At 42.3% G+C, this 23,710-nt stretch carries 32 protein-coding genes and 2 riboswitches; of the genes, 20 read left to right on the top strand and 12 right to left on the bottom strand.

Translation table 11 applies throughout. The features are described 5' to 3' along the window. Positions 1-158: 158 nt before the first annotated feature. Both ACLGGR_RS03695 and ACLGGR_RS03690 read right to left on the bottom strand, forming a co-directional pair. Complete coding sequence (locus ACLGGR_RS03695; RefSeq protein WP_410972521.1) at positions 159-926, bottom strand: lytic transglycosylase domain-containing protein; 768 nt, start codon at positions 924-926, stop codon at positions 159-161. Between the two features lie 21 nt (positions 927-947). Continuing rightward, positions 948-1,526 (bottom strand): CYTH domain-containing protein, encoded by a 579-nt coding sequence (locus ACLGGR_RS03690; RefSeq protein WP_410972520.1) that lies wholly within the window; start codon positions 1,524-1,526, stop codon positions 948-950. 234 nt (positions 1,527-1,760) lie between these two features. Between ACLGGR_RS03690 and ACLGGR_RS03685 the strand changes: the two genes are divergently transcribed. From ACLGGR_RS03685 to ACLGGR_RS03670, 4 genes are all read left to right on the top strand, one after another. Then, positions 1,761-2,126, top strand: coding sequence for a UPF0738 family protein (locus tag ACLGGR_RS03685; protein WP_410972519.1), 366 nt, complete (start codon positions 1,761-1,763; stop codon positions 2,124-2,126). A gap of 33 nt (positions 2,127-2,159) precedes the next feature. Beyond that, the gene (gene yjbM / locus ACLGGR_RS03680) at positions 2,160-2,789 is read left to right on the top strand and encodes a GTP diphosphokinase (protein WP_024425028.1); all 630 of its coding nucleotides are present in this window, start codon (positions 2,160-2,162) and stop codon (positions 2,787-2,789) included. Positions 2,790-2,852: 63 nt separating this feature from the next. Then, the gene (locus ACLGGR_RS03675; protein WP_003211364.1) at positions 2,853-3,653 is read left to right on the top strand and encodes an NAD kinase; all 801 of its coding nucleotides are present in this window, start codon (positions 2,853-2,855) and stop codon (positions 3,651-3,653) included. Positions 3,654-3,661: 8 nt separating this feature from the next. Further along, entirely contained in the window at positions 3,662-4,564 is a 903-nt protein-coding gene (locus ACLGGR_RS03670) for an RluA family pseudouridine synthase (RefSeq protein ID WP_410972518.1), read from the top strand. 41 nt (positions 4,565-4,605) lie between these two features. Here the strand turns inward: ACLGGR_RS03670 and prpE are convergent, their stop codons facing one another. Further along, the gene (gene prpE, locus ACLGGR_RS03665; protein WP_410972517.1) at positions 4,606-5,349 is read right to left on the bottom strand and encodes a bis(5'-nucleosyl)-tetraphosphatase PrpE; all 744 of its coding nucleotides are present in this window, start codon (positions 5,347-5,349) and stop codon (positions 4,606-4,608) included. A gap of 161 nt (positions 5,350-5,510) precedes the next feature. Between prpE and ACLGGR_RS03660 the strand changes: the two genes are divergently transcribed. The 10 genes from ACLGGR_RS03660 to ACLGGR_RS03615 all read left to right on the top strand — a co-directional run bounded on the left by ACLGGR_RS03660 (position 5,511) and on the right by ACLGGR_RS03615 (position 14,495). Next, positions 5,511-7,352, top strand: coding sequence for a monovalent cation:proton antiporter family protein (locus ACLGGR_RS03660; RefSeq protein ID WP_410972516.1), 1,842 nt, complete (start codon positions 5,511-5,513; stop codon positions 7,350-7,352). A gap of 59 nt (positions 7,353-7,411) precedes the next feature. Further along, a riboswitch (TPP riboswitch) is annotated at positions 7,412-7,521 on the top strand. Between the two features lie 78 nt (positions 7,522-7,599). Beyond that, positions 7,600-8,310: a thiaminase II gene (gene tenA / locus ACLGGR_RS03655; protein WP_142944521.1), complete on the top strand. Its 711-nt coding sequence runs from the start codon at positions 7,600-7,602 to the stop codon at positions 8,308-8,310. Beyond that, positions 8,285-8,902 carry a thiazole tautomerase TenI gene (tenI, locus tag ACLGGR_RS03650; RefSeq protein WP_410972515.1) on the top strand — a complete coding sequence of 206 codons (618 nt, stop codon included), beginning with the start codon at positions 8,285-8,287 and terminating at the stop codon, positions 8,900-8,902. Before tenA ends, tenI begins: the two co-directional genes overlap by 26 nt. After that, positions 8,886-9,998 (top strand): glycine oxidase ThiO, encoded by a 1,113-nt coding sequence (gene thiO / locus ACLGGR_RS03645; protein ID WP_410972514.1) that lies wholly within the window; start codon positions 8,886-8,888, stop codon positions 9,996-9,998. The genes tenI and thiO overlap by 17 nt, the downstream gene beginning before the upstream one ends. After that, positions 9,995-10,198 carry a sulfur carrier protein ThiS gene (gene thiS, locus ACLGGR_RS03640; protein ID WP_024426466.1) on the top strand — a complete coding sequence of 68 codons (204 nt, stop codon included), beginning with the start codon at positions 9,995-9,997 and terminating at the stop codon, positions 10,196-10,198. Before thiO ends, thiS begins: the two co-directional genes overlap by 4 nt. Positions 10,199-10,202: 4 nt before the next feature. Continuing rightward, positions 10,203-10,970, top strand: coding sequence for a thiazole synthase (locus ACLGGR_RS03635; protein WP_142944524.1), 768 nt, complete (start codon positions 10,203-10,205; stop codon positions 10,968-10,970). Further along, positions 10,967-11,980, top strand: a complete 1,014-nt coding sequence (locus tag ACLGGR_RS03630; protein WP_251215642.1) for a thiazole biosynthesis adenylyltransferase ThiF — start codon at positions 10,967-10,969, stop codon at positions 11,978-11,980. The genes ACLGGR_RS03635 and ACLGGR_RS03630 overlap by 4 nt, the downstream gene beginning before the upstream one ends. A 16-nt stretch (positions 11,981-11,996) precedes the next feature. After that, on the top strand, positions 11,997-12,803 hold the full coding sequence (thiD, locus tag ACLGGR_RS03625; RefSeq protein ID WP_251215641.1) for a bifunctional hydroxymethylpyrimidine kinase/phosphomethylpyrimidine kinase: 807 nt from the start codon (positions 11,997-11,999) through the stop codon (positions 12,801-12,803). A gap of 150 nt (positions 12,804-12,953) precedes the next feature. Next, positions 12,954-13,730, top strand: a complete 777-nt coding sequence (gene fabI, locus ACLGGR_RS03620; protein ID WP_024425017.1) for an enoyl-ACP reductase FabI — start codon at positions 12,954-12,956, stop codon at positions 13,728-13,730. A gap of 114 nt (positions 13,731-13,844) precedes the next feature. Then, positions 13,845-14,495 (top strand): CotO family spore coat protein, encoded by a 651-nt coding sequence (locus ACLGGR_RS03615; protein WP_410972513.1) that lies wholly within the window; start codon positions 13,845-13,847, stop codon positions 14,493-14,495. Between the two features lie 33 nt (positions 14,496-14,528). On the opposite strand, the gene ACLGGR_RS03610 is transcribed toward ACLGGR_RS03615, so the two are convergent. From ACLGGR_RS03610 to ACLGGR_RS03590, 5 genes are all read right to left on the bottom strand, one after another. After that, the gene (locus ACLGGR_RS03610; protein ID WP_142944528.1) at positions 14,529-14,972 is read right to left on the bottom strand and encodes a CotY/CotZ family spore coat protein; all 444 of its coding nucleotides are present in this window, start codon (positions 14,970-14,972) and stop codon (positions 14,529-14,531) included. A gap of 203 nt (positions 14,973-15,175) precedes the next feature. Continuing rightward, the gene (locus tag ACLGGR_RS03605; RefSeq protein ID WP_003211658.1) at positions 15,176-15,667 is read right to left on the bottom strand and encodes a CotY/CotZ family spore coat protein; all 492 of its coding nucleotides are present in this window, start codon (positions 15,665-15,667) and stop codon (positions 15,176-15,178) included. Between the two features lie 146 nt (positions 15,668-15,813). Continuing rightward, positions 15,814-16,308 (bottom strand): spore coat protein, encoded by a 495-nt coding sequence (locus ACLGGR_RS03600; RefSeq protein ID WP_142944529.1) that lies wholly within the window; start codon positions 16,306-16,308, stop codon positions 15,814-15,816. Between the two features lie 88 nt (positions 16,309-16,396). Beyond that, on the bottom strand, positions 16,397-16,732 hold the full coding sequence (locus ACLGGR_RS03595; protein ID WP_142944530.1) for a spore coat protein: 336 nt from the start codon (positions 16,730-16,732) through the stop codon (positions 16,397-16,399). A gap of 44 nt (positions 16,733-16,776) precedes the next feature. Continuing rightward, complete coding sequence (locus ACLGGR_RS03590) at positions 16,777-17,163, bottom strand: spore coat protein (protein ID WP_142944531.1); 387 nt, start codon at positions 17,161-17,163, stop codon at positions 16,777-16,779. Between the two features lie 175 nt (positions 17,164-17,338). On the opposite strand from ACLGGR_RS03590, the gene ACLGGR_RS03585 reads away from it, so the two are divergent. The 5 genes from ACLGGR_RS03585 to spoVIF all read left to right on the top strand — a co-directional run bounded on the left by ACLGGR_RS03585 (position 17,339) and on the right by spoVIF (position 18,812). Further along, complete coding sequence (locus ACLGGR_RS03585; RefSeq protein ID WP_142944532.1) at positions 17,339-17,689, top strand: DUF1360 domain-containing protein; 351 nt, start codon at positions 17,339-17,341, stop codon at positions 17,687-17,689. A gap of 71 nt (positions 17,690-17,760) precedes the next feature. Next, complete coding sequence (locus ACLGGR_RS03580) at positions 17,761-17,889, top strand: hypothetical protein (protein WP_254967544.1); 129 nt, start codon at positions 17,761-17,763, stop codon at positions 17,887-17,889. 87 nt (positions 17,890-17,976) lie between these two features. Then, positions 17,977-18,198, top strand: coding sequence for a hypothetical protein (locus tag ACLGGR_RS03575; protein WP_041117157.1), 222 nt, complete (start codon positions 17,977-17,979; stop codon positions 18,196-18,198). A gap of 83 nt (positions 18,199-18,281) precedes the next feature. Next, positions 18,282-18,416, top strand: a complete 135-nt coding sequence (locus tag ACLGGR_RS03570; protein WP_047201816.1) for a YjcZ family sporulation protein — start codon at positions 18,282-18,284, stop codon at positions 18,414-18,416. Positions 18,417-18,554: 138 nt separating this feature from the next. Next, positions 18,555-18,812, top strand: a complete 258-nt coding sequence (gene spoVIF, locus ACLGGR_RS03565) for a sporulation-specific transcription regulator SpoVIF (protein ID WP_008348417.1) — start codon at positions 18,555-18,557, stop codon at positions 18,810-18,812. A 16-nt stretch (positions 18,813-18,828) separates the two neighbouring features. Here the strand turns inward: spoVIF and ACLGGR_RS03560 are convergent, their stop codons facing one another. Continuing rightward, positions 18,829-21,141: a UvrD-helicase domain-containing protein gene (locus ACLGGR_RS03560; protein ID WP_410972512.1), complete on the bottom strand. Its 2,313-nt coding sequence runs from the start codon at positions 21,139-21,141 to the stop codon at positions 18,829-18,831. 126 nt (positions 21,142-21,267) lie between these two features. Between ACLGGR_RS03560 and ACLGGR_RS03555 the strand changes: the two genes are divergently transcribed. Then, the gene (locus ACLGGR_RS03555; protein ID WP_024425007.1) at positions 21,268-21,525 is read left to right on the top strand and encodes a hypothetical protein; all 258 of its coding nucleotides are present in this window, start codon (positions 21,268-21,270) and stop codon (positions 21,523-21,525) included. Positions 21,526-21,607: 82 nt separating this feature from the next. On the opposite strand, the gene ACLGGR_RS03550 is transcribed toward ACLGGR_RS03555, so the two are convergent. From ACLGGR_RS03550 to ACLGGR_RS03540, 3 genes are read right to left on the bottom strand one after another with little or no spacing between them, the layout of a single operon-like run. Beyond that, the gene (locus ACLGGR_RS03550; RefSeq protein ID WP_142944534.1) at positions 21,608-22,042 is read right to left on the bottom strand and encodes a GNAT family N-acetyltransferase; all 435 of its coding nucleotides are present in this window, start codon (positions 22,040-22,042) and stop codon (positions 21,608-21,610) included. Between the two features lie 6 nt (positions 22,043-22,048). Beyond that, a complete protein-coding gene (locus ACLGGR_RS03545) occupies positions 22,049-22,564 on the bottom strand; it encodes a YjcG family protein (RefSeq protein WP_024426454.1) in 516 nt (171 codons plus the stop codon). 52 nt (positions 22,565-22,616) lie between these two features. Then, the gene (locus ACLGGR_RS03540) at positions 22,617-23,357 is read right to left on the bottom strand and encodes an alpha/beta hydrolase (RefSeq protein WP_142944536.1); all 741 of its coding nucleotides are present in this window, start codon (positions 23,355-23,357) and stop codon (positions 22,617-22,619) included. 221 nt (positions 23,358-23,578) lie between these two features. Continuing rightward, positions 23,579-23,700: riboswitch (SAM riboswitch) on the top strand. Positions 23,701-23,710 lie beyond the last annotated feature (10 nt).

Raw genomic sequence — 23,710 nt, 5'->3', positions numbered from 1 at the left:
TTAACAACCTCAACTCGATTCCACAAACAAACCGCTTTGGCCTATTGGAAATAAAGAGAGAAACGGATTCCGTGATCAATTGACCATATCATAACACATTCAGTCAAAAAAGGGGGAAAAGCGACATACAAAAAACCGAAGAGGTTATTCTCTTCGGTTTAAGCGAAATATTGAGCTGTGATTTTCTTGACATAATTTTGTGTTTCTTTAAATGGAGGAATGCCCCCGTATTTATCTACATTTCCTGAACCTGCATTATAGGCAGCTAAGGCGAGAGAGATATTCCCGTTATATTTATGGAGCATTTGTTTTAAATACTTCGTTCCGCCTTCAATGTTTTGGGACGCATCAAAGGCATTGCTTACGCCAAGTGACTTAGCCGTAGATGGCATGAGCTGCATGAGACCAAGCGCACCTGCATGGCTGACAGCATTCGTGCGATAGCCGGATTCCTGCTTGATGACCGCGTGAATCAGCTTTTCAGGAACGCCGTGCTTTTGAGCCATTTGTGACACGATTTGATTAATTTCTTTTGATGATGACCCGCTTGAGACAGCCTTTTGAAGCGGCGGGGTGTAGCTGTTGTTTAAGACATTTCCAATGCCATTCGCTGTATTCAATTGATTGTCATTTGCATACAAAGATTGGGCCTCAAGCTGATCACTGCCGGCAATCGCAGATAAATATGGGTTTGTACGCGCATATTGCGTGTTCGGAGCCGTTGATGGGTCCGTACCCATGAAAGCAGAGATGGAAAGCGGGAGACGCGATAATTCTGATCCGTCTAAAAAATCTTTCAGCAGCGACTGAAATGACGCTTGGGCATTTGATTCTTGACCGTCAGACATTTGCGTTTGTGCTGGATCTGTTTGTAACGTTTTAAGCGCTTGAAGCTGCATAAAGGATTGAAGTTGATTAACGTTCATCATGTTCCTCCTTCAAGGAATTCATCTATTCTGTGTTTTCATTTTCTCTTCATAAAAACGAACGACTTTGTTTTTCGTGTTTCGTACTGGGATATGAAATTTGCGGAGCAGTGCGGAGAAAGCGGCTTGTCCGATTTCCAGCTCGCTCACTTCAAATTCAAGTTCATAGTCCTCTACTGTTAAATATCGGCTGTGATCCAAAACAATTAAGCCTTCTTCAATCATTTTTTCTGCTCTTGACGTTTCAAGCGAACCAAAGTACACAATTTGATCCTTTTGAATGTTCAGGTGGTCTAATCTGTCCGCAACTTCACCTTCTGGCAGCTCAAAATCGTCAAGTTGTGATGGGGGAGTGATCGTTTGGTGTGTTTCGAGCAAACCTATCTCGTGCGGTTCCTTTAATGTGAGAACCCAATGACCGTCTTTTTCTCTCATTCTTAATGCAGCCAATTTAGATTTTATATCAAATTGAGGTGTATCAAAATAATAGTTGGTTTGCGTGTGGAAATCCGCATCATTCAATTGAAAATGCTGTTTCAGCTGTTCAAATTCTTCTTTCATTAATAATTGCTTTAGTTCTATTTCAATTTCCTGTGCCATTTGACATCAACCTTTCGTTTAGAGGAAATATGATTATTGTACATGAAGTGTGTTCACCATGTAAAAGACTGTTTTTTCTCTATATTTTCTTTAGGCATGGACCAAAATGAATGAAGAAGCATGGGAAAGAATCATTTAAAAGAGAAAAACAGGATTTTCTCAAAAAGTTCGGTTTATCAATATTGAACTTGATATGATAAAATAAAGCTGTACTTTGTTGTAAAGGAGATCATGATGCAAAACAGAATTGAAATCACAGAAGCAACTTTAAAAGAAGACAGGCTGATTTTGACAATCCAGTCAGTAGAGCAAATCCAAAAAGCAAAAGCATCAGGACAAATGCTTGTTGATTCTGATCACTTTGCGTTCGTTTACATACTTGAAACTGAGGAGTCCTTTTCGTATCTTATTCTAGGGGAACATACATGGGCTCCATTAAAAGAAGCAATGATTCGTGACATCCCTGTCTATTTGGCATCGGATGAACATTCGCTAGAACTCATTCAGCTTCAACAGGAATTAGATTATTTAATCGACAATATTAAAGACAATGCCAATTACGGAGATATGGAAGAGAAAGTGAAAAGCACATTCCTCTGAAATAATTAGGTATATGGAATTGGGGGAAGTTTCATGGACAAAAAACAATGGGATCAATTCCTCGCACCGTATAAACAAGCAGTCGAAGAATTAAAAGTGAAACTAAAAGGCATTCGAAAGCTGTATGAATTCGAGGATGACCATTCACCAGTAGAGTTTGTCACAGGCCGAGTGAAACCCGTTGCCAGCATATTAGAAAAGGCAAAGCGTAAAAACATCCCGATGCATGAGATTGAAACGATGCAGGATATTGCTGGGCTTCGCATTATGTGCCAGTTTGTAGAAGATATACAAGTCGTGAAAAAAATGCTCCAGTCACGTAAAGACTTTGTGGTTGTTGATAAACGCGACTATATTGCAGAACATAAAGAAAGCGGATACCGCTCGTACCACCTTGTTGTGTTATATCCGCTGCAAACCGTAAGCGGAGAGAAACAGCTCCTCGTCGAAATCCAAATTCGTACGCTTGCCATGAACTTTTGGGCGACCATTGAGCATTCTCTGAATTATAAATATAGCGGGAATATCCCGGAGAAGGTCAAGCTGCGCCTTCAAAGAGCATCTGAGGCAGCATCTCGTCTCGATGAAGAAATGTCCGAAATCAGAGGGGAAATTCAAGAAGCCCAAGTGGCATTTTCCCGGAAAAAGAAAAACGACAGCTGAGCCAGTTTGATCAAATATGATGCTGCCCTCTCGTAGCAGCAAGGTGAAAAAGGAGAAGAATTCATGAAATTTGCAGTTTCTTCAAAAGGGAATTCTGTATCTGACACGCTCAAAAGTAAAATTCAGACCTACTTATTGGATTTTGGTATGGAACTAAATGAAGAGGAACCGGACCTTGTCATTACGGTTGGTGGAGACGGTACACTTCTTTATGCGTTTCACCGTTATAGCGACCGTCTAAATGAAACAGCTTTTGTCGGTGTTCATACAGGTCATCTTGGTTTTTATGCTGACTGGGTGCCAAGTGAAATTGAAAAACTTGTCTTAGCCATTGCGAAAACGCCTTATCATATTGTGGAATATCCGATCTTAGAAGTCATTGTCAGATACAACGACGGCGGCAGAGAAGAGAAATATTTAGCGATGAATGAATGCACGATTAAAAGCATGGAAGGGACACTTGTAGCAGATGTTGAAATTAGGGGTCAGCTGTTTGAAACATTTAGAGGTGACGGTCTTTGTCTGTCTACACCATCTGGCAGTACCGCCTATAATAAGGCACTGGGTGGTGCCATTATTCACCCTTCCATTAGAGCCATTCAGCTGGCAGAAATGGCTTCAATCAACAACAGAGTGTTTCGGACAGTCGGTTCACCGCTTATTTTGCCTGACCACCATACTTGTGTGATTAAACCAAGGAATGATGTCGATTTTCAGGTGACCATTGATCATTTGACACTGCTTCATAAAGACGTCAAATCCATTCAATGCCGAGTGGCAGACGAGAATGTCCGTTTTGCCAGATTTAGACCGTTTCCGTTTTGGAAAAGGGTGCAAGATTCCTTTATCGGAAAAGGAGAATAAGAAAGAGGTTGTTCCCGCTGGAATACTTTACGTTAAACAAAACCATAACAGCCAAAGAAGAAGGGATGCTTTTAAAGGAGTATTTAATTGATCTTGGCATTTCGAAAAGAATGCTGACAGATATTAAGTTTGATGGCGGTGACCTCCTCATCAATGGAGAGCATGTTACCGTGAAGTGCGAGCTGCATGAAGGGGACAGGCTCACCGTTTTATTTCCCGAGGAAAAAGTGAGTGAAGGGTTGAAGCCTGCACCCATTCCGCTTGATATTATATTTGAGGACGAGCATGTCCTTGTGCTGAATAAAAGACCATATATTCCTTCGATCCCTTCTCGGGAGCACCCTGAGCACAGTATTGCGAATGGATTGCTGCATCATTATGCCAAGCAATCTGTTCGGCATACGGTTCATTTGGTGAACCGCCTTGATCGTGACACATCTGGCGTCATGCTTGTGGCGAAGCATCGCTTTGCTCATAGCCTTTTATCAAAAGCGCAAAAAAGTGGAGCGGTTAAACGAACGTACAGAGCGTTTACACATGGCATGATCACAGAAAAACATGGGACGATCGCTGCAAAAATTGCCCGAAAAGGGGATAGTATCATCGAGCGGATGGTTGATGATGCTGGGCAGGAGGCAGTGACGCATTATTCCGTGCGAGCGGTAATCGGTGAGTTGAACATGTCGGATGTGTCTCTCTCACTTGAAACCGGAAGAACACATCAAATTCGTGTTCATATGCAATTTCTTGGGCATCCGCTCATCGGAGATACGCTGTATGGTGGAACGGCTGAGCGGATAGACAGGCAGGCACTGCATAGTGAGACCCTTGTGTTTCCTCATCCGATGACAGGTGAGCAAATGACATTTTCAGCTCCGCTACCTGATGACATGAAATCCTTGCTTCTTTAAACAGAGAAACCCGGTCACCTGCAGCGCAGGGCCGGGTTTTTTTATGATGTGAAATGCTGAAACCTTGAATCGTCATAAGGCATAGATGAAGGAACAGAGACTGTTTTAAGCTCAGGGTATGTGAGGGCAGACAGCTGGTTGCCAAATACGCAGCCTGTATCAATATTGACGGTTCTGCCAACGAATCGGGGTACTTTCACTGGTGTATGGCCGTACACAATCCACGGTTTTCCGTGATACTCCTTTGCCCAATCCTTCCGAACAGGCCGTCCATCTGGCCATGTTTCTCCTGTGACGGCACCAAATAATAGATAGGACCGCATCTGTTTATTCGGCTTTTTTCCAATATCCTTTTCCTTCATCGCTGCGTGTGCAATGATCAGCTCATCAGGAACGAGTACATCATAAAGCGGAGCCTTCTCGAATAACTGCTTAAATTCATGTGACAATTTGTTTTGTTCATGAATTGGCAGTTTTTTTATTTCGTTCACTGTGGTTTCGATGCCATGAAGCAATTTGACCGGATTTCCTTTTAAATAGCGGTAAAGCTTAAAGCAATGGTTGCCAGGTACATAGCGGATTGCGCCGTGTGAATAGGCATGAATGACAAACCGCATGACGTCTACTGACTGAGGTCCACGATCTGTTAAATCACCAACAAGGGCCAGCATTCTCTTATCAGGATGGACGGGTAATCCATGTTTGAGTTCGTATCCTAGTTTGTGTATGAGGGTAAGCAGCTCTTCGTAGCAGCCGTGGATATCGCCAATAATATCGAATTTCATAAGGTTTCCTCCTGATTTTTTCATCCATTCATCGGGTATAAAGAAGTTTGAATTTTAGAAAATATAACGAATGGCTTTCATTTCATTTGGGCAATTGTTAGAATCAATGCTTTAACGTAAGACTTAAAAAATTAAACATGAATGTTAGGAGGCTTTAGCCAATGGAGCATACATCTGTTTCATCACTCGTTGTCGTTATTATTGTCGCCTTTTTCACCCCTATTTTATTGCACCGATTTAAGCTGACCATTCCGGTCGTTGTAGCTGAAATCATCATGGGGCTCATCATTGGGAAAAGCGGTCTTCAACTGGTTGTCGAACATGATGCGTGGTTAGATACATTATCCATGCTTGGATTTATTTTTCTGATGTTTTTAAGTGGGCTTGAAATAGATTTTTCTTCTTTTGAGTCAAAGAAGAAAGCAAGAGAACTTCCAAATGGTTTAAAAGAACCAAATACATTTAAAGCAGCCTTCATTATTTTTCTTGGGGTATTTTGTATGTCCTTTATCTTGTCCTATGCGTTTGTACTCGCAGGGTTTATCCAAAATGCTTTTTTAATGACGCTTATTATCTCTACCATCTCATTAGGCGTAGTGGTTCCAACCTTAAAAGAGGAAAAGTTGATGCAGACGAATATCGGCCAAATCATTCTGCTTGTAGCTGTCATTGCTGATTTGGTCACGATGATTTTACTTGCTGTGTTTTCCTCTATTTATGGAGATGGAACAGGAAACATGTGGCTCCTGCTCTTATTATTTGCTGCAGGCATTCTTCTTTATTTATTTGGCCGCGTATTTAAGACAAAGTCAATTTTTCAGTCGATGTCTAAAGGAACCGTGCAAATTGGGACAAGGGCAATCTTTACTCTCATTATAGTCTTAGTTGCCTTATCTGAATCACTTGGGGCTGAAAATATTCTTGGGGCGTTTTTAGCTGGCGTGCTTGTGTCTCTTCTTTCGCCAAATAAAGAACTCGTTCAGCAGCTGGACTCATTTGGCTACGGATTTTTAATCCCGATCTTTTTCGTGATGGTCGGGGTAGATCTGAATATATGGGCACTGTTTAAGGACCCAGCCATCATGATCATGATTCCGCTGCTGTTTATTGCGCTGCTTATGAGTAAGCTTATCCCGATTCTTTATTTGAAAAAATGGTATGACATGAAAAAGGTCATTGGCTCCGGCTTTTTATTAACTTCAACGCTATCACTCGTCATTGCAGCTGCAACGATTGGTGAGCGGCTCGGTGTCATTGATCATAAAATGTCAGGAGCGCTGATTTTAGTTGCTGTGTTAACGAGTATTTTAACACCTGTTTGGTTTAAAGCGCTGTTTAAAAAAGAACAAGCGGCAAGCCATAAGAAGCGTGTGACCTTTATTGGTGCAAATCAGCTGACCTTACCTGTCACACTTGATTTGCATCAGGATGAATATGACATTCGGATTTTGCATGTTTTTCAAGAAAATAAGGAAGCACTGCTGGCAGACTCTATCTTTGAAGTCGAATCAATTGAACAATACGACGATGAGACGCTGAGAAAGGCAGGCGTCGGCCAAGAGGATGTCCTTGTCGTCGCAACTGGCAGTGAGACGAAAAATAAGGAAATTGCTTTATTTGCAAAAGAAGAAGGTTCAAAACAAGTCATTGCAAGTGTCAACAAAGCAGAGGCAGAGCTGACATTGAAGGAAGCGGGTATTGATACGTTTTCTACTTTCCTTTCATCTAAAACGGTGCTAAGAGCTTTGATTGAAGCACCTGATGCGATTCGATTGCTAACAAATGAAGATTCTTCTTTGTATCAAATTCAAATGAACAATCATCGTTATCATAATGTCATGCTGAGAGAATTTCCTTTCACCGGTGATTTGGTATTTGTCCGTATTTTCAGAGGGGTAGACAGCTTAGTACCGCATGGAGATACGACACTTAGAAGCGGCGACCGTGTGCTTGTATCGGGCTCCCGGGAGTATGTGGCAGGACTAAGAGCCCAATTAGAATGACAATGAACCCTTGACCAATGAACAATTCCTGATTAAGATAGAGGTACAACATCATATATTTGATCCACTAGGGGAGTCCTTTAAAAGGGCTGAGATAAAAGTGTCGACTTTTAGACCCTCATTACCTGAACAGGTTCATACCTGCGTAGGGAAGTGGTGCGGTTTTTGACTATGCTTTTTACAAATTCCAAGCCACTTTCCACGCGGAAAGTGGCTTTTTTATATGGAAAAACAGGAGGAGAGGAACATGACGTTTTCAACAGAATGTAAAGAGGCTGCATCAACATGGTGGAATGGAAGCTTTACGCATCCTTTTGTCAAAGGGATTGGAGATGGCACACTTTCACTCGATCGTTTCACCTATTACGTGATGCAGGATTCGTATTATTTAACTCATTTTGCAAAGGTGCAGGCATATGGAGCGGCGATTAGTGAGGACTTACATACGACGGGCAGAATGGCGTATCATGCTCAGGGGACGTATGAAGCAGAGCTGTCGCTGCATAGGAAATTTACAGAGCTTTTGCAGATTTCTGATGAAGCCATTGAGAACTTTAAGCCTTCCCCCACTGCTTATGCGTATACCTCTCATATGTACCGATCTGTAAAAAGCGGACGGTTTGAAGAGATTTTAGCCGCGTTATTACCATGTTACTGGCTTTATTATGAGGTAGGTGAAAAGCTGAAACAAACAACACCTGACCATCCAATTTACCAAGAATGGATTTTGACCTATGGAGGCGATTGGTTTAAGGAACTCGTCTTCGAACAGGTGAACCGATTTGATGAACTAGCGGAAAAAGCACCAGAACATGTACGGGCCAATATGAAAGAAAATTTTGTGATTTCCAGCTATTACGAATATCACTTCTGGGAGATGGCGTATCAAAAAGAAATGTGGCAAACAGCATGCTTGGATGGGGTTGGTGCAAATGGAACTCCACGCAGTGACAAATGATTCGCTTCCTGCGGGTGAACTGATCAAACAAATAAAAGCCATTGCGTCTGAAGTGGATTTTATTCATATTCGGGAACGGTCTAAAACAGCAAGTGAGCTTGTTGATCTCGTGAAGAATCTCCTTTTAGAAGGCGTGCCGAAAGAAAAGCTCGTGATCAATGACAGAGTAGACGTTGCGCTGCTTACCAATATTCACAGGGTGCATCTCCCGGGCCACAGCTTTTCGCCAAAAGAGCTGCGAAAAAAATTTCCTCACCTTCATGCGGGAGTGTCTGTCCATTCGATAGAAGAAGCGAAAGCAGCAGAGAAAAATGGAGCAGAGTATGTCATGTTTGGTCACGTATATGACACCTCTTGTAAACCAGGACTTCAGGCAAGAGGTGTACAGCTTGTGAAAAAACTGACTTCTGCACTAACGATTCCAGTGGTGGTCATCGGCGGAGTGACCCCAGAACGAGTACCAGAATTGAAACACGCAAATGTGAAAGGAATCGCTGTCATGTCTGGGATTTTTACTCATCATCAGCCGCGTATGATGGCACAAGCATTTTCTGAAAAGGTAAAGGAGAATCCTTATGAAGAAGCATTATGATGTAGCAATCATTGGTGGTGGAATCATAGGGATGTCCATCGCCTATCACCTTGCAAAATCAGGAAAACAAGTGGTCTTATTTGAAGCGAATGAGATAGGGATGCAAACGACAAGTGCAGCTGCCGGGATGCTCGGTGCACATGCGGAAGGAGAGGGGCACGAGGATGTTTTCTTTCAGGCTGGCAGAGCAAGTCAGGCATTGTACGAAAAATTAAAGGTCGATCTTTTGCATGAATCAGGCATTGATATTCGAACTTCAGCGGGCGGTATCATGAAGATCGCCTTTACAGAAGAAGAGAAACAAGCCCTTTGCCGGATGCAGCAATTGTCTACATTTAAATGGCTTGACGCAAGCAGTGTAAAAAAATGCATGCCTCAAGTCACAGATCACATGCTGGGAGCAGGTTTAATTGAAGAGGATGTTCATGTGGAGCCTTACGCGGTATGCAGGGCTTTGTGGCAGGCGGCGGTTCGGTACGGAGCAGATGTGAAAGAGTGTACACCTGTGATCGAAGTGAAGCGGGACAAAGAAGTGTTAACTGTCAGAACAATGAAGGGTACATTCACATGTGATGACCTGACAGTCGCAAGTGGTGTATGGTCTGGCCGTTTTTTTGAAGAGCTCGGATTATCGCATTCTCTTTATCCAGTAAAAGGGGAATGTGTGTCTGTATGGAATAACGGTCCAGCGCTCACACACACCATTTATCATGATCATTGTTATATCGTTCAGCGAGATAGCGGAAAGCTTGTCATCGGCGCAACGATGAAGCCAAACGAGTGGCAGGCTGTTCCAACGCTTGGCGGCATGGAAGCTGTGATTCAAAAGGCGTCTCAGCTTATGCCTTCTATTAAGGAGATGCCGATTGAAGAGTGCTGGGCAGGCCTTCGTCCGGCGACAAACGACCGGCATCCTTATATCGGAAGACATCCAGAAGACAAGCGTATTCTTTTTGCTGCAGGGCATTACAGGAACGGTATTTTACTAGCGCCGATTACTGGAGAAATCATTCGTGACCTGATATTAGACGAACCGGTCAAAGAGGAATGGCTTCATGCGTTTCGTATTGGACGAAAGGAGGCACTATTCGTATGAAGATTCAATTGAATGGCAGAATCGTTGATTTCGATCAAGAGAATGGAACGATCTATGATCTGCTATCAGCCTATCAGCTTGAAAACCGTGTGGTGATCGTTGAAAAGAACCATGAAATCATTGATAAAGAAGCGTTTCAACAAGTAGAAATTCAACCAAATGACACGATTGAAATCGTTCACTTTGTAGGAGGAGGATGACCCAATGCTGCACATTGGCGGAAAAACATTCACATCAAGACTATTACTCGGAACAGGGAAGTATCCATCATTTGAAATTCAAAAAGAAGCGGTGAACGTATCGGAAGCCGAAATTTTAACCTTTGCTGTCAGAAGAATGAACATATTCGAAGCATCTCAGCCTAATTTTTTGGAGCAGCTTGATTTATCAAGATATACGCTGCTTCCGAATACAGCTGGTGCAAGTACAGCAGAAGAGGCAGTGCGTATTGCCCGTTTAGCAAAGGCTTCTGGGCTGTGTGACATGATCAAGGTAGAAGTCATTGGCTGTTCAAGGTCTCTTCTGCCAGATCCAGTTGAAACATTAAAAGCATCTGAAATGCTACTCGAAGAAGGATTTATCGTGCTGCCATATACATCTGATGATGTGGTGCTGGCAAGAAAATTAGAAGAACTCGGTGTCCACGCCATCATGCCTGGTGCTTCTCCAATTGGTTCAGGCCAAGGCTTGCTAAATCCTCTGAATCTCTCATTTATTATCGAGCAGGCGAAGGTGCCGGTCATTATTGATGCTGGCGTAGGCTCTCCGAAGGATGCAGCTTATGCGATGGAGCTTGGAGCTGACGCTGTATTACTAAATACCGCTGTGTCTGGTGCAAAGGATCCTGTGAAAATGGCAAAAGCAATGAAACTCGCGATTGAATCAGGAAGACTAGGCTATGAGGCAGGACGTATTCCGCTGAAAAACTATGGGACAGCGAGCAGTCCACAGGAAGGAATGCCGTCATTTTGAGCACTCGTTACTCACGCCAAGAGCTTTTTCAGCCAATCGGAACAGAGGGGCAAAAGCGGCTAAAGGACTCAAAGGCGGTCATTATTGGAGCGGGGGCACTTGGAACCGCTAGTGCTGAAATGCTCGTTCGTGCCGGCGTTGGATCTGTCACCATTTTGGACCGAGATTATATTGAATGGAGCAACCTTCAGCGTCAGCAGCTTTACACGGAGCAAGACGTGAAGGATCGGCTGCCAAAGGCTGTGGCTGCTGAAAAAAGACTCAAGCAAGTAAACAGTGACGTGCACGTCAAAGGAATCGTGATCGATGTGACTGCTCACAATATTGACGAACTTGTCAGTGAGGCTTCGATCATTGTCGATGCAGCGGATAATTTTGAGGTGAGAATGATCGCAAATGATGCCGCCGTTAAACATCAAATACCGTTCCTTTATGGGGCCTGTGTGGCGAGTTATGGCATTCAGTTCACTGTGATCCCTGGTGAGACGCCTTGTTTACACTGTCTGCTTGAACATTTACCCGCACAAAGCATGACATGTGATACAGCAGGTATCATTAGTCCAGTTGTGCAGCAAGTGGCGGCATATCAAGTGGCAGATGCACTTAAATATTTAACAGGACATCAAGTGACTCCAATATTAAAATCCTTCGATTTATGGAAAAACGAACGGTCTGATATTCGGTCGGCCGCGTCTTTAAAGAAGAAGCAATGTCCAAGCTGTGGACTGAAGACCTATCCATTCCTTTCATATGACAAGAGAGCGAAGGCGGATGTACTATGCGGCCGCAATACGGTACAAATCCGCAGTGCAGCAGAAACACCGCCGCCTTTACATGAAGTAGCTCTTCGGTTAAAGAGGGCAGGGATGGATGTGCTTGAGAATGCATATTTGCTTTCATGTCAAAAGGATGAGTTTAAACTTGTCTTATTTAAAGATGGCAGAGCGCTTGTACATGGTACGAATGATATTGCCAAAGCAAGAACCATTTATCATCAATGGATTGGCTAATGAGAGGTGTGAAGAAATGACGATCAAAAAAGCATTCACAATCGCGGGTTCTGATTCTGGCGGCGGAGCAGGCATTCAGGCAGATTTGAAAACTTTTCAGGAGCTCGGTGTGTACGGAATGTCTGCGATCACAGCGATTACTGCGCAAAACACACTAGGTGTTCACGGGATATACCCGCTTTCAATCGAGGCGTTAGAACGTCAAATAGATGCAGTGGCAGAAGACTTACCGCCAGATGCCGTCAAAACAGGGATGCTGTGGAGTGCAGACATGATTAAGATCGTAGCTGAAAAAACGGTTCAATATGATATGAAGCTGATTGTAGATCCAGTCATGATCGCAAAAGGAGGGGCCTCTTTATTAAATGAAGATGCGGTCTCTGCGATGAAAACACACTTGCTTCCTGTCAGCTATGCCGTAACGCCAAACCTTCCTGAGGCAGAAGTACTGACAGGCATACGTATTCAGACGAAAGAGGACCGCTATCTGGCAGCGGAGCGTCTTTATGAGCTCGGTACGAAACATGTCGTGATCAAAGGCGGTCATGGTCCATCTAATGGGATGATTACAGACCTGCTGTATGATGGAAAAGGCTTTATTGAAGTCACAAATGAATATATTGATACACCACATACACATGGTACAGGCTGCACGTTTGCAGCAGCATTAACAGCTGAAATTGCGAAAGGATTTTCGATGAAGGAAGCCTTTGAAACAGCAGAAACCTTTGTCCATGAAGCCATCAAATTCCCTTTACGTATTGGATCTGGACACGGGCCTACGAACCATTTTGCTTATCAGCAAAACAGAATCAAACGTTAAAGGAATCGAACCGTCTTCACTTGTGAGGGCGGTTTTTTCGTGAAAATGAAACTTTCTTTCAGCGGAAATTGTCATTCTCTTATGATCTGTGATAATATTATGATCAGGTACTAATACTATGTCTTGAAAAAATAGGAGGCTTTATTACATATGAACTTTTCTTTAGAAGGCCGTAATATCGTGGTCATGGGTGTTGCCAATAAACGGAGCATCGCTTGGGGAATTGCTCGCTCACTTCATGAAGCTGGAGCTCGTTTGATTTTTACTTATGTTGGAGATCGTCTTGCTGAATCGGTAAAAGAGCTTGCAAGCACACTTGAGCGTGATGATTCAATTATTCTTCCATGTGACGTGACAAGTGATGAAGAAATCGAAAAATGTTTTGCTGCAATTAAAGAAAAAGTACAAGTCATTCATGGCGTTGCGCATGCAATTGCATTTGCAAACAAGGAAGAGCTTGTTGGTGAATACTTGAACACGAACCGTGAAGGTTTCCTTTTGGCGCACAACATTAGTGCATACTCATTAACTGCTGTAGCAAAAGCAGCACGTCCATTAATGACAGAGGGTGGAAGCATTGTGACGCTTACATACCTAGGCGGAGAGCGTGTTGTATCAAACTACAACGTAATGGGTGTAGCGAAAGCATCACTTGAAGCAAGTGTGAAATATTTAGCGGCTGATTTAGGCGCAGAAGGCATCCGCGTGAACAGTATTTCTGCTGGTCCAATTCGTACGTTATCTGCAAAAGGCATCAGTGGCTTTAATACCATTCTGAAGGATATTGAAGAGCGTGCACCACTTCGCCGTACAACAACTCCTGAAGAAGTTGGCGATACAGCTCTATTCTTATTCAGTGATCTATCTCGCGGCATGACAGGTGAGAATCTGCATGTTGATTCTGGCTTCCATATCATTGCCCGTTAAATGAATACATGACTTGCAGCATACCGATGAAGGGTATGCTGTTTTTTTATTTTTCTTCTGATTTGAGGCCTCCGTTCATATATATAAGGAATGAATCATTCGGGAGGGATTAGTATGTCAAATAAAGGTGATGAGAATCAAAAGCCGCTGATGTATATTGTTCAGCCGAGCTATCATGAATCAAAGCCGGCGATGCAAAATATTGTGAGAAAGCGAAAGAAATCAGAAAAACAGCCAGAAAGTGATACCAATGCAAAAGATGTGATCAAAGAAAGCACGCAGGAGGAGCCCGCAGCTCAAGAAATAGAGCATAAAAAAGAAGCCGAGCCGCCTAAACTTCAACAAGAACGAGATATGACACAAGCAGCTGAGTTTACAGAAGAACAAGAGATCCCACAAGAAGCCGAGCCTGCGCAGGAACAAGAGATTACCCAAGAACCAAAGCACATACAAAAGCGAGAGTCTCAAGAAGAAGAGGGAAACCAGCCAGAAGGTGTCTTTCATGAAACAAAAGAAGAACCAAGAAGAAAACGAGTGAAAAAGCCTTTAAGTCAGATGAGTATTGATGAAAAAGTCGATTTTCTCACAAGACTGCCTCATAATATGCCAAGAGCTCTTTGTCTGATTGAAGCTGATGGTAAAACATATAGAGGAATCATCATGGATCGAAAAGATGATACAGTGGTCATTCGTACAGCAGGCGGGGGAAATCCAGTCGAATTAGCGATTGCTGAGATTTCTTCCATCCACCCGCTTGGTTTTTAACAAAGAAAAAGTCCCATATAGGGACTTTTTTTGTTAGCAGTTACGGTTGATGAGTCGTGGGTTTAGGCACTCGATTGCGCAGAAGCAGTCAAGGTCTACTTCAATGCAATATTTCGATTTTTCTAATCGGAACACATCACATAAGGAATCTTTATCTGTAAAATCTAAAATATGACGGTCTTTGTCAAATGCGATAAGCAAGCTGAGTGTTGCGCAGTGATCAGAGATGTGTTCGACTCTGAAAAATGCAGTGCTGAAGCAAGGGCCTGCATCTACTTCTCCGACGTTTCCGAATGCGACGAATGGTTTTGATTTGGATGTAAAGAGAACAAACGGGACAGTGTCACCTAATGAATGCGATGGAGAAAGGAGATTGCTGTAACAGCTGGTCGGACAATCTTCTTCGACGGCATTTTGTAAGTCGTTAATGTTTTCAACAGCCTCTGCTACACAGTTCCATGAATGTTTGCGGCTCATATTCAACCCTCCTATACTAGGAAATTTGTTTGAGTGTTTGAGCACTGTCATCATCTACAAGCTATCTTTGCCGGCTCGTGCATCTACTTTTAACCAATGCGGAAGCAGCCGCTTCTTATGCTGACTGCTCCGCATGATTGGCTGTCATTCGTGAGGAAGGGGATGCTTTGACTCATGACAAGTTAGATCAGCGGCCTGTTGATTTAGCCGTGGTGATGATGCTTTTTATCTTTTGATGGCATGACTCTGTCGACAAGCTCTGGGTTTAAGCATTGGATTGCGCAGAAGCAGTTTAAATCAACCTCAATACAAAAGTCCGTTTTTTCTAGACCAAAGAAGTCAGGGTCACAAGGGTGACACACGCTTAGCGTATGTCCGTGTACATCAACAGGTCTTAATACAGATAACGTAGCACAGCAGTCGTGTAATTTTTCAACCCGGAAGAAAATAGATTCGAAGCATTGGCAATCGTCAACGAATCCTCCAATGTTTCCAAAAGTAGAGAACAATCCGCCCTTTTTATCAAAAAGTAAAAACGGAATCGTATCTTTTCCAGAAACGGTTGGGCTTAATAAATTACTGTAGCAGCTCGTAGGACATTTATCTTCTACAGCTTCCTGCTCTGCTAAAATCTTATCAACCGCATCGCATACACAGTTTTCATCATGTCGGCCATGGTGTTTTCCGCAGCTCATGGATTTCAGCTCCTTTAACAAGGTATTTGACTTTAGTCCTTAACAACATATGTATGCGCCCTCTAGTTGGTGTGGGTAAATGACCATTTATATTTGATGTATTTTGATAAAAGGAAAAGCAGAGCTTTTCGCTCTGCTTTTGTACATTAGAGGATACCGATTGCAACGATTGTCGCAACAAGTGTTTGAGTAAGTGTTTGGATTGCGATAGAGATGTCCGCATCGATTGTAGATACTGTAACGTTTCTTGAATTTTCGATGACAAGTTTTTGGCGGTTTGTTTGTTTGTGAGTAGCGGCTTGTAAAAGATCCTGCGTCACGCGGTCTGCCAAATCACCGTCAGCGATTGAGATATTTGTAATAGTGATGATCGCTGTTTGAACAGCTACTTGGATAGATGCTGCAACCTGTGCATCAACAGAAGAGACGTTAATGTCACAAGAGTCTCTGACGATAATGACTTCCTCAGATGTCTGCTTTGTGACGCTTACTTGATCAAAGTCTTGTAATACATCTTCATCATCATAATAGTCGTCACAAAGTGCTTTTCTTTCATAGTTGCAATCGTCGTGGTGTCTGTGGTGTCCGTGGTGTGTACAGTTACGATCTAGAGCGACCCAAGAGTATGGTTTAGAATCCATTTCTATTCCTCCTTCCGTTTACTTTATTAAATGCTGGAATACGTTGTTTTGTCTCGGGCATTTACCCTAGCAGGCAACCCATTTTTATTTATTCGTTATTACGCTGCGCATCACGACGCTGCTGAATACGATCTCGAAGTGAATTTCGTTTTGGACGTGCTTTTGGTTCAGGCTGTACTTCTTCTACATGCTTTGCTGCCTCAGCCTGCCTTTTTTTCTCCTGCTGCTGTTCAACGAAATCGTTTGCTTTCTTTTGCAAGTCCTCCACTAATTTCAAAATCATTCTTCTTTGATCTTCTGAAATATTTGCTTTCTGATCATCGGTGATATTGTTTTTGTTTAACACATCACTTACAAGAAGACTTGTTAATGGATCAACATCAGTATTGATTTGAAACTCCTTTTTTTCGTTCTCTTCAGCCACGATGATTTCACCTCTTTCATACGTCATGTTAGAAAAAGAAAGGGTCAAAGAATGCCGGCTTCAACTAAGAGTACATTCAATGTTTGAGTGAGAATTTGTACGGAGTTCATAATGGATGCATCTGATAATGTAATTGTGACGTTATAGCAGTTGATGATTTGAATCACAGTTTTCTTTTGGACTGTCACTTGTTGTGTGGATAAAAGCTGATCTGTGATGTCTGCAGCCAATTCATCGTCTGGTATAAGAAGCTGGATTAAAAGAGTAATGATTGTCGTTACGGTCGCTTGAAGGGAGAGTGCAGCTGTTACATCTGTTTTATGAATCGTGACATTTTCGGAATCTTTGATCTCAATGAAATCATCATAATTGCTGATTAATTCGTTTAACAGTTGTGTGTATAATAAATCAGCACTTTCTTCAATAGACAATACTTTCACTCCTTTCTTATCTATACATTATTTAATGCAGCAAGGACGCAAGGTGGAATCGGAAAGTGTAAAAAAGTACAACCCAATTTTATTTCCGCTTGATTCATCATGGCGGTCTTTCTTCTTGCATATATAAAGAAAGGACGGAAAAAAAGAGAGAGGGAGGTGGAGGCTTCTGAGCGGTGCTTTATCATTTGTCGTGTTTGCCCTCGCATCCTTTAGACTGACGAGACTGATTGTGTTTGATACCATTACTGCCCCTTTCCGCCGTTTATTTCATGAGGAACAAGAAGAGGTAAACGAACAAGGTGAAGTGGAAACGTATATCATCATTAAAGGAAAAGGACTGCGGTCTTGGGTAGGGGAACTGTTAAGCTGTTATTGGTGTACTGGCATATGGTGCACTGCTGCCTTACTTCTGATATACATATTTTTTCCTGTCATCAGCATGTGGCTTAATTTACTATTAGCCATTGCCGCAGCAGCAGGCATTATTGAAGCGATCGTCTCAAAGCTGGTGAAATAAACAGGCATTCTGATCAGACACGCTTTCAAAAAATGCATATACTATCATGGAATAGGAAAGGAAGGGTTGCGATGAAACCAACTGAAACGCCGTCACATATGCTTCAAGGTTATCCAGCGCAGTCAAATCAACAATCTGTATATACGAAGAAAATCAAAAAAACAGGCTGCGGCTGTGGAAACAAAAAGAAACCTCAATAGAAGAGAAAAACAAAAGCCGGATTTATCCGGTTTTTTTGTTGCCCTTTTTTTGAATGGTGCATATGTAAGAGAGAAGGGGTGACCAGAATGGATGCATTCGAACAATTAATCGGTTCCTTGTTCACTAAACCCCATGATGGGAAAGAACAAGCGCACGAAAAGGCTGAAATGGATCTAGCGGATAAAGCGAATGATCTTGAGGAGCACTTAAAAGCATTTGGCGTGAAGATGGAAGCTTTTGCGAAAGAAACAGAGGCATTCATGATGCGTCATAGAGAGGCAGATTACGTCTTTAAACAGCAGAAATAAAATTCCGCACTTTTTTATGTGATCGTCCAAACCATTTCTTTCATTTTTCATACTTTGTAAGGGAGAAGAGGAGGTGCTTATATATGAGTTGTTACGGTGGCGGTTATTGCGGCGGCTACGGCGGTGGCTACGGCGGCGGATATGGATCAACATTTGTTCTTGTCGTTGTGCTTTTCATCCTTCTAATTATCGTTGGTGCTTCTTTCTTTAACTACTAAAAAGTAAGAAGGTGAGGGAAGCAAGGGGGAAGCCTTTTGCTTTCCTTTCTCTTTGGTCAAACAAGGCTTTAGGATAGGCACATATCTCGCCTATTTTCATATAGTAAGGTGATTACTCCACAAAGAGGAGGCAAATGAATGGATAATAAATTCTTTAAAAGCGTAGAAAACAAAACCGGTGTGAATATGAATGATGTGTTTAAACTTGCAGGTTCTTTGCAAAATGCCAACTTTAAAGATGAGAATACCGTTCGAGGTGTCATTAAAAAAGTAGCACAGCTTGCGAACAAACGTGTACCTAAAGAAATGGAAGACAAAATCGTTCAATCGATTACAAGCGGGAAAGAAAAGCTTGATTTCAATACAATCGCTAAAATGATGAACAACAAAAAATAAACAACAGGCTCTCCGTTTAAAGGGGGGCCTGTTGTTTTTGCGTAAATAATTCACGGTTTTTCTTTAGAAGAGGATACAAAAAACGAGAACGATGAGCCGTTTTTCCTCGTCTAAATGATGGAACAGACAGATAAAGAGATTGTTCTGCTCTTGTCATGGCAACGTATAATAAACGGCGTTCTTCTTCCAGCGCTTCTTCATCACCGTTTCTGAGTTCTTCCAGTGAGAAATCATGAGGCAAGGCCCCGTCGACCACACAAGTGATGTATACTGTCTGGAACTCAAGTCCCTTTGCGCGGTGTATCGTCATGAGCTGAACACCGGGTTCATCTGTTTTTTCCTTTTCGGCAGACTTCATATGTTCGGCATGTGCGAGAAAGGCTTCAATCGTTTCAAAGCGTTTGGCGGCTGTTTTCACATCACGTACATCATCCGCCCCTTTTTCAAGTACATTCGTATCGTTCACCCGTTTTTTTAAGTAATCCCCGAGTCCCATCTTTTGTTCAATAAATGTCACCGCGTCCGATGGCTTTAATGTTCGTAACGTTCGGAACAAAGGAACAATTGATTGCAGCTTTTTTCGTTGAAACGGCTGTATATCTGTCAGTTTTCCGAGCGCTTCTACCATTGAGCAATCTTCTGTGATGGTCAGTGCCTTTAGTGTATTCAGGGTTTGCTGCTTTAAAAAGAAAACCGGCAGCAGCTGTTTCATGGCGGCCACATCATCTGCATCCTGACTTAAAGAAAGAAAGGCGAGGAGAACCCGAACCATTCGTCTGCTGTAGAAGGCTTTGACGCCGGCATCTGTCTCATAAGGGATCGCCGATTGATGCAGCCGTTCATAAATCGCACGGCCCCCTGTATTCGTTCGAAACAGTACGCAGAAGTCATTCGGTTTTCCACCGTTTTTAATTTTCTCTTGAATATCTGCGACAATCATCGTCGCTTCCTCTTCTTCATCATATGGATAAAAAAGCGTCGGAGGAATTTGCTCCTCGCGGACGGCTTTTAACGTCTTCTCATAACGATGCTGATTTTTCTTAATAATTGCATCTGCACTTGCGACAATCGTATGGTGAGACCGGTAATTCGCATGTAAATGGACGATCTGAGCCGAAGGATAGTCCTGTTTGAATTCAAGAATGAAAGCAGGATTGCTCCCTCTAAAGGCGTAAATGGCTTGATCATCATCGCCTACACAAAATAACTGCTCTGATTCTCCGGCTAAAAGCTGAATTAATTGATATTGTACTGGATTAATATCCTGAAATTCATCCACTAAAATATACTGGAATCGTTCTTGATACCGTTTTAGCAGTTCGGGCTGTTCTGTCAGCATATGTAAGCAGGCAATCGCCATATCATCAAAGTCAAATTGCTGATTGTCTCGTTTTTGCTGTTCATATGATTGATAGATCGTCCACATGTGTTTTTCCTTTTCATCCTTTAAATCAGGAAGTTCACCTGGTAAAAAGGCATTTTTCCAATAGCCGATCGATTGCAGTACTTGATCAGTAGGGTAGTCTTTCTCATCAAGCCCTTCATTCATTATGGCTTTTCGAATGTATTGCTCCTTTTGCCAGTCAAACTTGATCAGATGCTGGCCGTTCCATTTGCTTGCGTCATCGTGAAGCAGCATTTTATAAAAAAGACTGTGGAAGGTGCCTGTCACTACTTGGCTGGCTTGTGAAGGATGAAGCTGGTATTGCTTGCGCAGCCTTTCTTTCATCTCACTGCTCGCTTTGGTCGTGAAAGTTACGAGTAAAATATGGTGAGCAGGAATATGATGATGGGACATGAGATAAGCCGCTCTAGCCGTCAGGACTCTTGTTTTCCCGCTGCCGGCACCAGCCAGCACAAGCATCGGACCATCTTGATGTGTGACAGCTTGAAGCTGCGGTGTGCTAAAGGTGATATGCGGAAAGAGGTCGATCGTATGAACTTGTTCATTCTCTTCTAAATGTAAGGCGTCGCTCAATTGAATCGACCTTGGTTCCTGCCAGTCATATGATTCGTTTGTTTGCGAGATGATCTGTTTACCGGTTGGAAAACGGAAGCCGCCAAGTTCTTTGTAGGAAGCTCTTTCCTCTTGTTCTGCCGTTTTATTGTGATCAGCTTGTTCTTCAGCTTTTTCACAGATCTCTTGCTGAGACATGTGCTTATGAATAAAGGCAGGTTCATCATGTATATTTAATCTAAAAAAGACCGGTTTTCCGCAATATGGACAGAATAATTGTCCTTTTTTTCCCTCGTCATGGAGGAATTGATAGTGTTCTCTCGAATACGTATGTAATGAGATCGTTCGATCATGTCGTCGTGCGCATTTCAAAGCTAGTCCTCCAATAGTCAATCAATCTTAAAATGAAACACATCTAATCATATCAAATGAGGCGTGTTTCAAACAGTCATAATTAGGGAATAGTAGAGTAAGAGAGAAGCAAAGGAGGCGTTCTTGATGGGATATATAGCCCCGATTCAGCCGGATCTGTATTTTCAATATATCAATCGTCCAGCTCCTCAGGATAAAGAAGACTACGCGAAAGTAACAAAGGTTACTCGCACCTTTCATGACAAGATATACAGAGAGCTGGAGAAAAAAGAGGACTTAGTGACAGAAGCGGAAACGAAAGTACAGCAAAAAAAGCGGGAACGCTTTGTACGAGATATGTTTATGGAGGAAGGCAAGGGCATTCATATCAATACGTATATATAAATGATTGCGCTTTCTTCCTGTGGCGAACGATAATGAAAAAGAAAAAGCCAGGGCATCTTGAATGCTCTGGCTTTTCTTTTGGTCAAACAGACAGTGTTTTTGTCATTTTGACATGTTTGATTCCTGCTTCTTCAAACGGTTCAGAAACCGCTTTATAGCCTTTCTTTTCGTAGAAAGGAAGCGCTTGGACTTGGGCATGCATCACCGCTTCTTTTGCTCCATTAGCAATCGCTTCTGTTTCTAGCGCTTCTAATAGCTTGTGGCCAAGGCCGAAAGAGCGCGCCTCTTTTAACACACAAATTCGTTCAAGTTTTGCCTTTGAACCCTCAATGATCCGCAGTCTAGCGGCTGCCTGAGGCTTTTTGTCATCATTGTAAATGACAAAATGGGTGGCTTTGTCCTCTAGTTCATCTATTTCGATCTCTACTGGAACTTCTTGTTCTTTTACGAATACTTCTTTTCGTACATAATATGCATCTTCTCGTTGTGTTTGTTCTGTTACGATGACTGTTTTCAAATGTCTTTAACCCTCTTCTCCTAAAATAAATGTTTCATAGACGGTCCAAGATCCGTTCTCTAATTGATATAAAAGGTGGAAGCGATCCACTGTTTCTTCATGGTCAATCTTTCTCAGCTTTAATGTGCCAAGTACGTCTGAATGCTCATCATCTGATAGTTTTTGAGCCACTGTCACATGCGGAACAAAGGCATATTCTGGTGTGCCGGCAAGTGGATCTGCGTACAATCTTTCATTGAGCGCCATGATGTCCTCGTTCGGTTCTACTTTCATATAAATGACGTTGTTTACAGGAGCGAATGAACTGAATTTTTTAATACGTAACGTAATAGGAGAAGCATTTTTTGCATAATCTCTTAACGTTGAGACGACCTCAGCCGCTTCTAGATCCGTTAATTCAAAAGGTGTTCTTAATGTTAAATGAGGCGGTATGAGTGCATAGTTCGGATCATAACGCTTCCGGTAAGAGTTCGCAATATCTTGCAATTTTTTTGATGGAAATATAACAACTCCGTATTTCATCATGTTCCCTCCTGAATAAGAAAGTATTTATTATTGTTTATTATAACAAAATTCAGTTGATTAACGAATATGGGAGCATTCTTTTTAACGAAGGCGCAATGAGCGGCTGCCAAAACGTCCATTTATGATCTCCTTCGAATGTCTCAAATAAATAATCCGCACCAGATTGTTCAAGAAGGGCCTTTAAATCTTCGTTCGGCTGAACAAAATCAAGCACCTGGCCATCTGTTGTTTTCACAGCGGTTTCCTCAAGCCCAATTTGATGGATAATGGCATAATGAGAAAGGGCTGTCGACTGTTTGACGGCATCTAGAACCGACTCGTCAACGTAAGGGGACTGTAAAATCAGTCCGCCAAATAAAGAAGGATAATCAATGGCTGTCATGAGGGAAATCGTCGCACCCAGTGAATCACCAATAAACGTTCGTCCTGATCCAATTTGATAGGTTGGATAGTGTTTATCAATATAAGGGACCAGTTCATTTGCTAAAAAGCGTTTATACGCTTCAAACTTTGTACCGTCTGGATGATACGTGTTTCGTCTTTCTGTGACATTTTCATAAGGGACACCAATGATAATCGAGCGTTCCATTTCTTTGTTTTGCATCAATTCTTCTGCCTGTCTGCCTATTTTGCCTAGGCGGAAATAATCATGACCATCCTGGGCAATGATGACATGATATGTATAAAGGGGGGAGTAATTGACTGGCAAATAGATCAAAATGGTCATGTCCGCCCCAAGTTCTTTTGACTGTAAGGTTTCTTCTTGAATGATTCCTGTTTTCTTCACCATAATCCATTCCTCCAGCTAACCAAATTCATCATAAAGTGAAACGTTTCCATTCATTGTAACATGAAAAACAGCGTTGTTCCTATATGCTAACATGCAATCAAATCGTATAACATCGATTCTGTTATAAAATACAGAAAATTTTAATTAATCATGACATTTCCCCTTGAAAAATGAGATTTAATGGGTTACAGTATTAAGAATTAGAACAGACAGACAACACATTCTTATCGTGAGAGGTGGAGGGACTGGCCCTTTGAAACCTCAGCAACCGGTATGCATCACTTCATGTGATGTACCAAGGTGCTAAATCCAGCAAGCAGCTTTTTTGCTTGGAAGATAAGAGGAAGCGATTA

The organism is Bacillus sp. BD48, assembly GCF_046566805.1.
Taxonomy (GTDB): domain Bacteria; phylum Bacillota; class Bacilli; order Bacillales; family Bacillaceae; genus Bacillus; species Bacillus safensis.
This window is presented reverse-complemented; position numbering and strand designations above follow the sequence as displayed.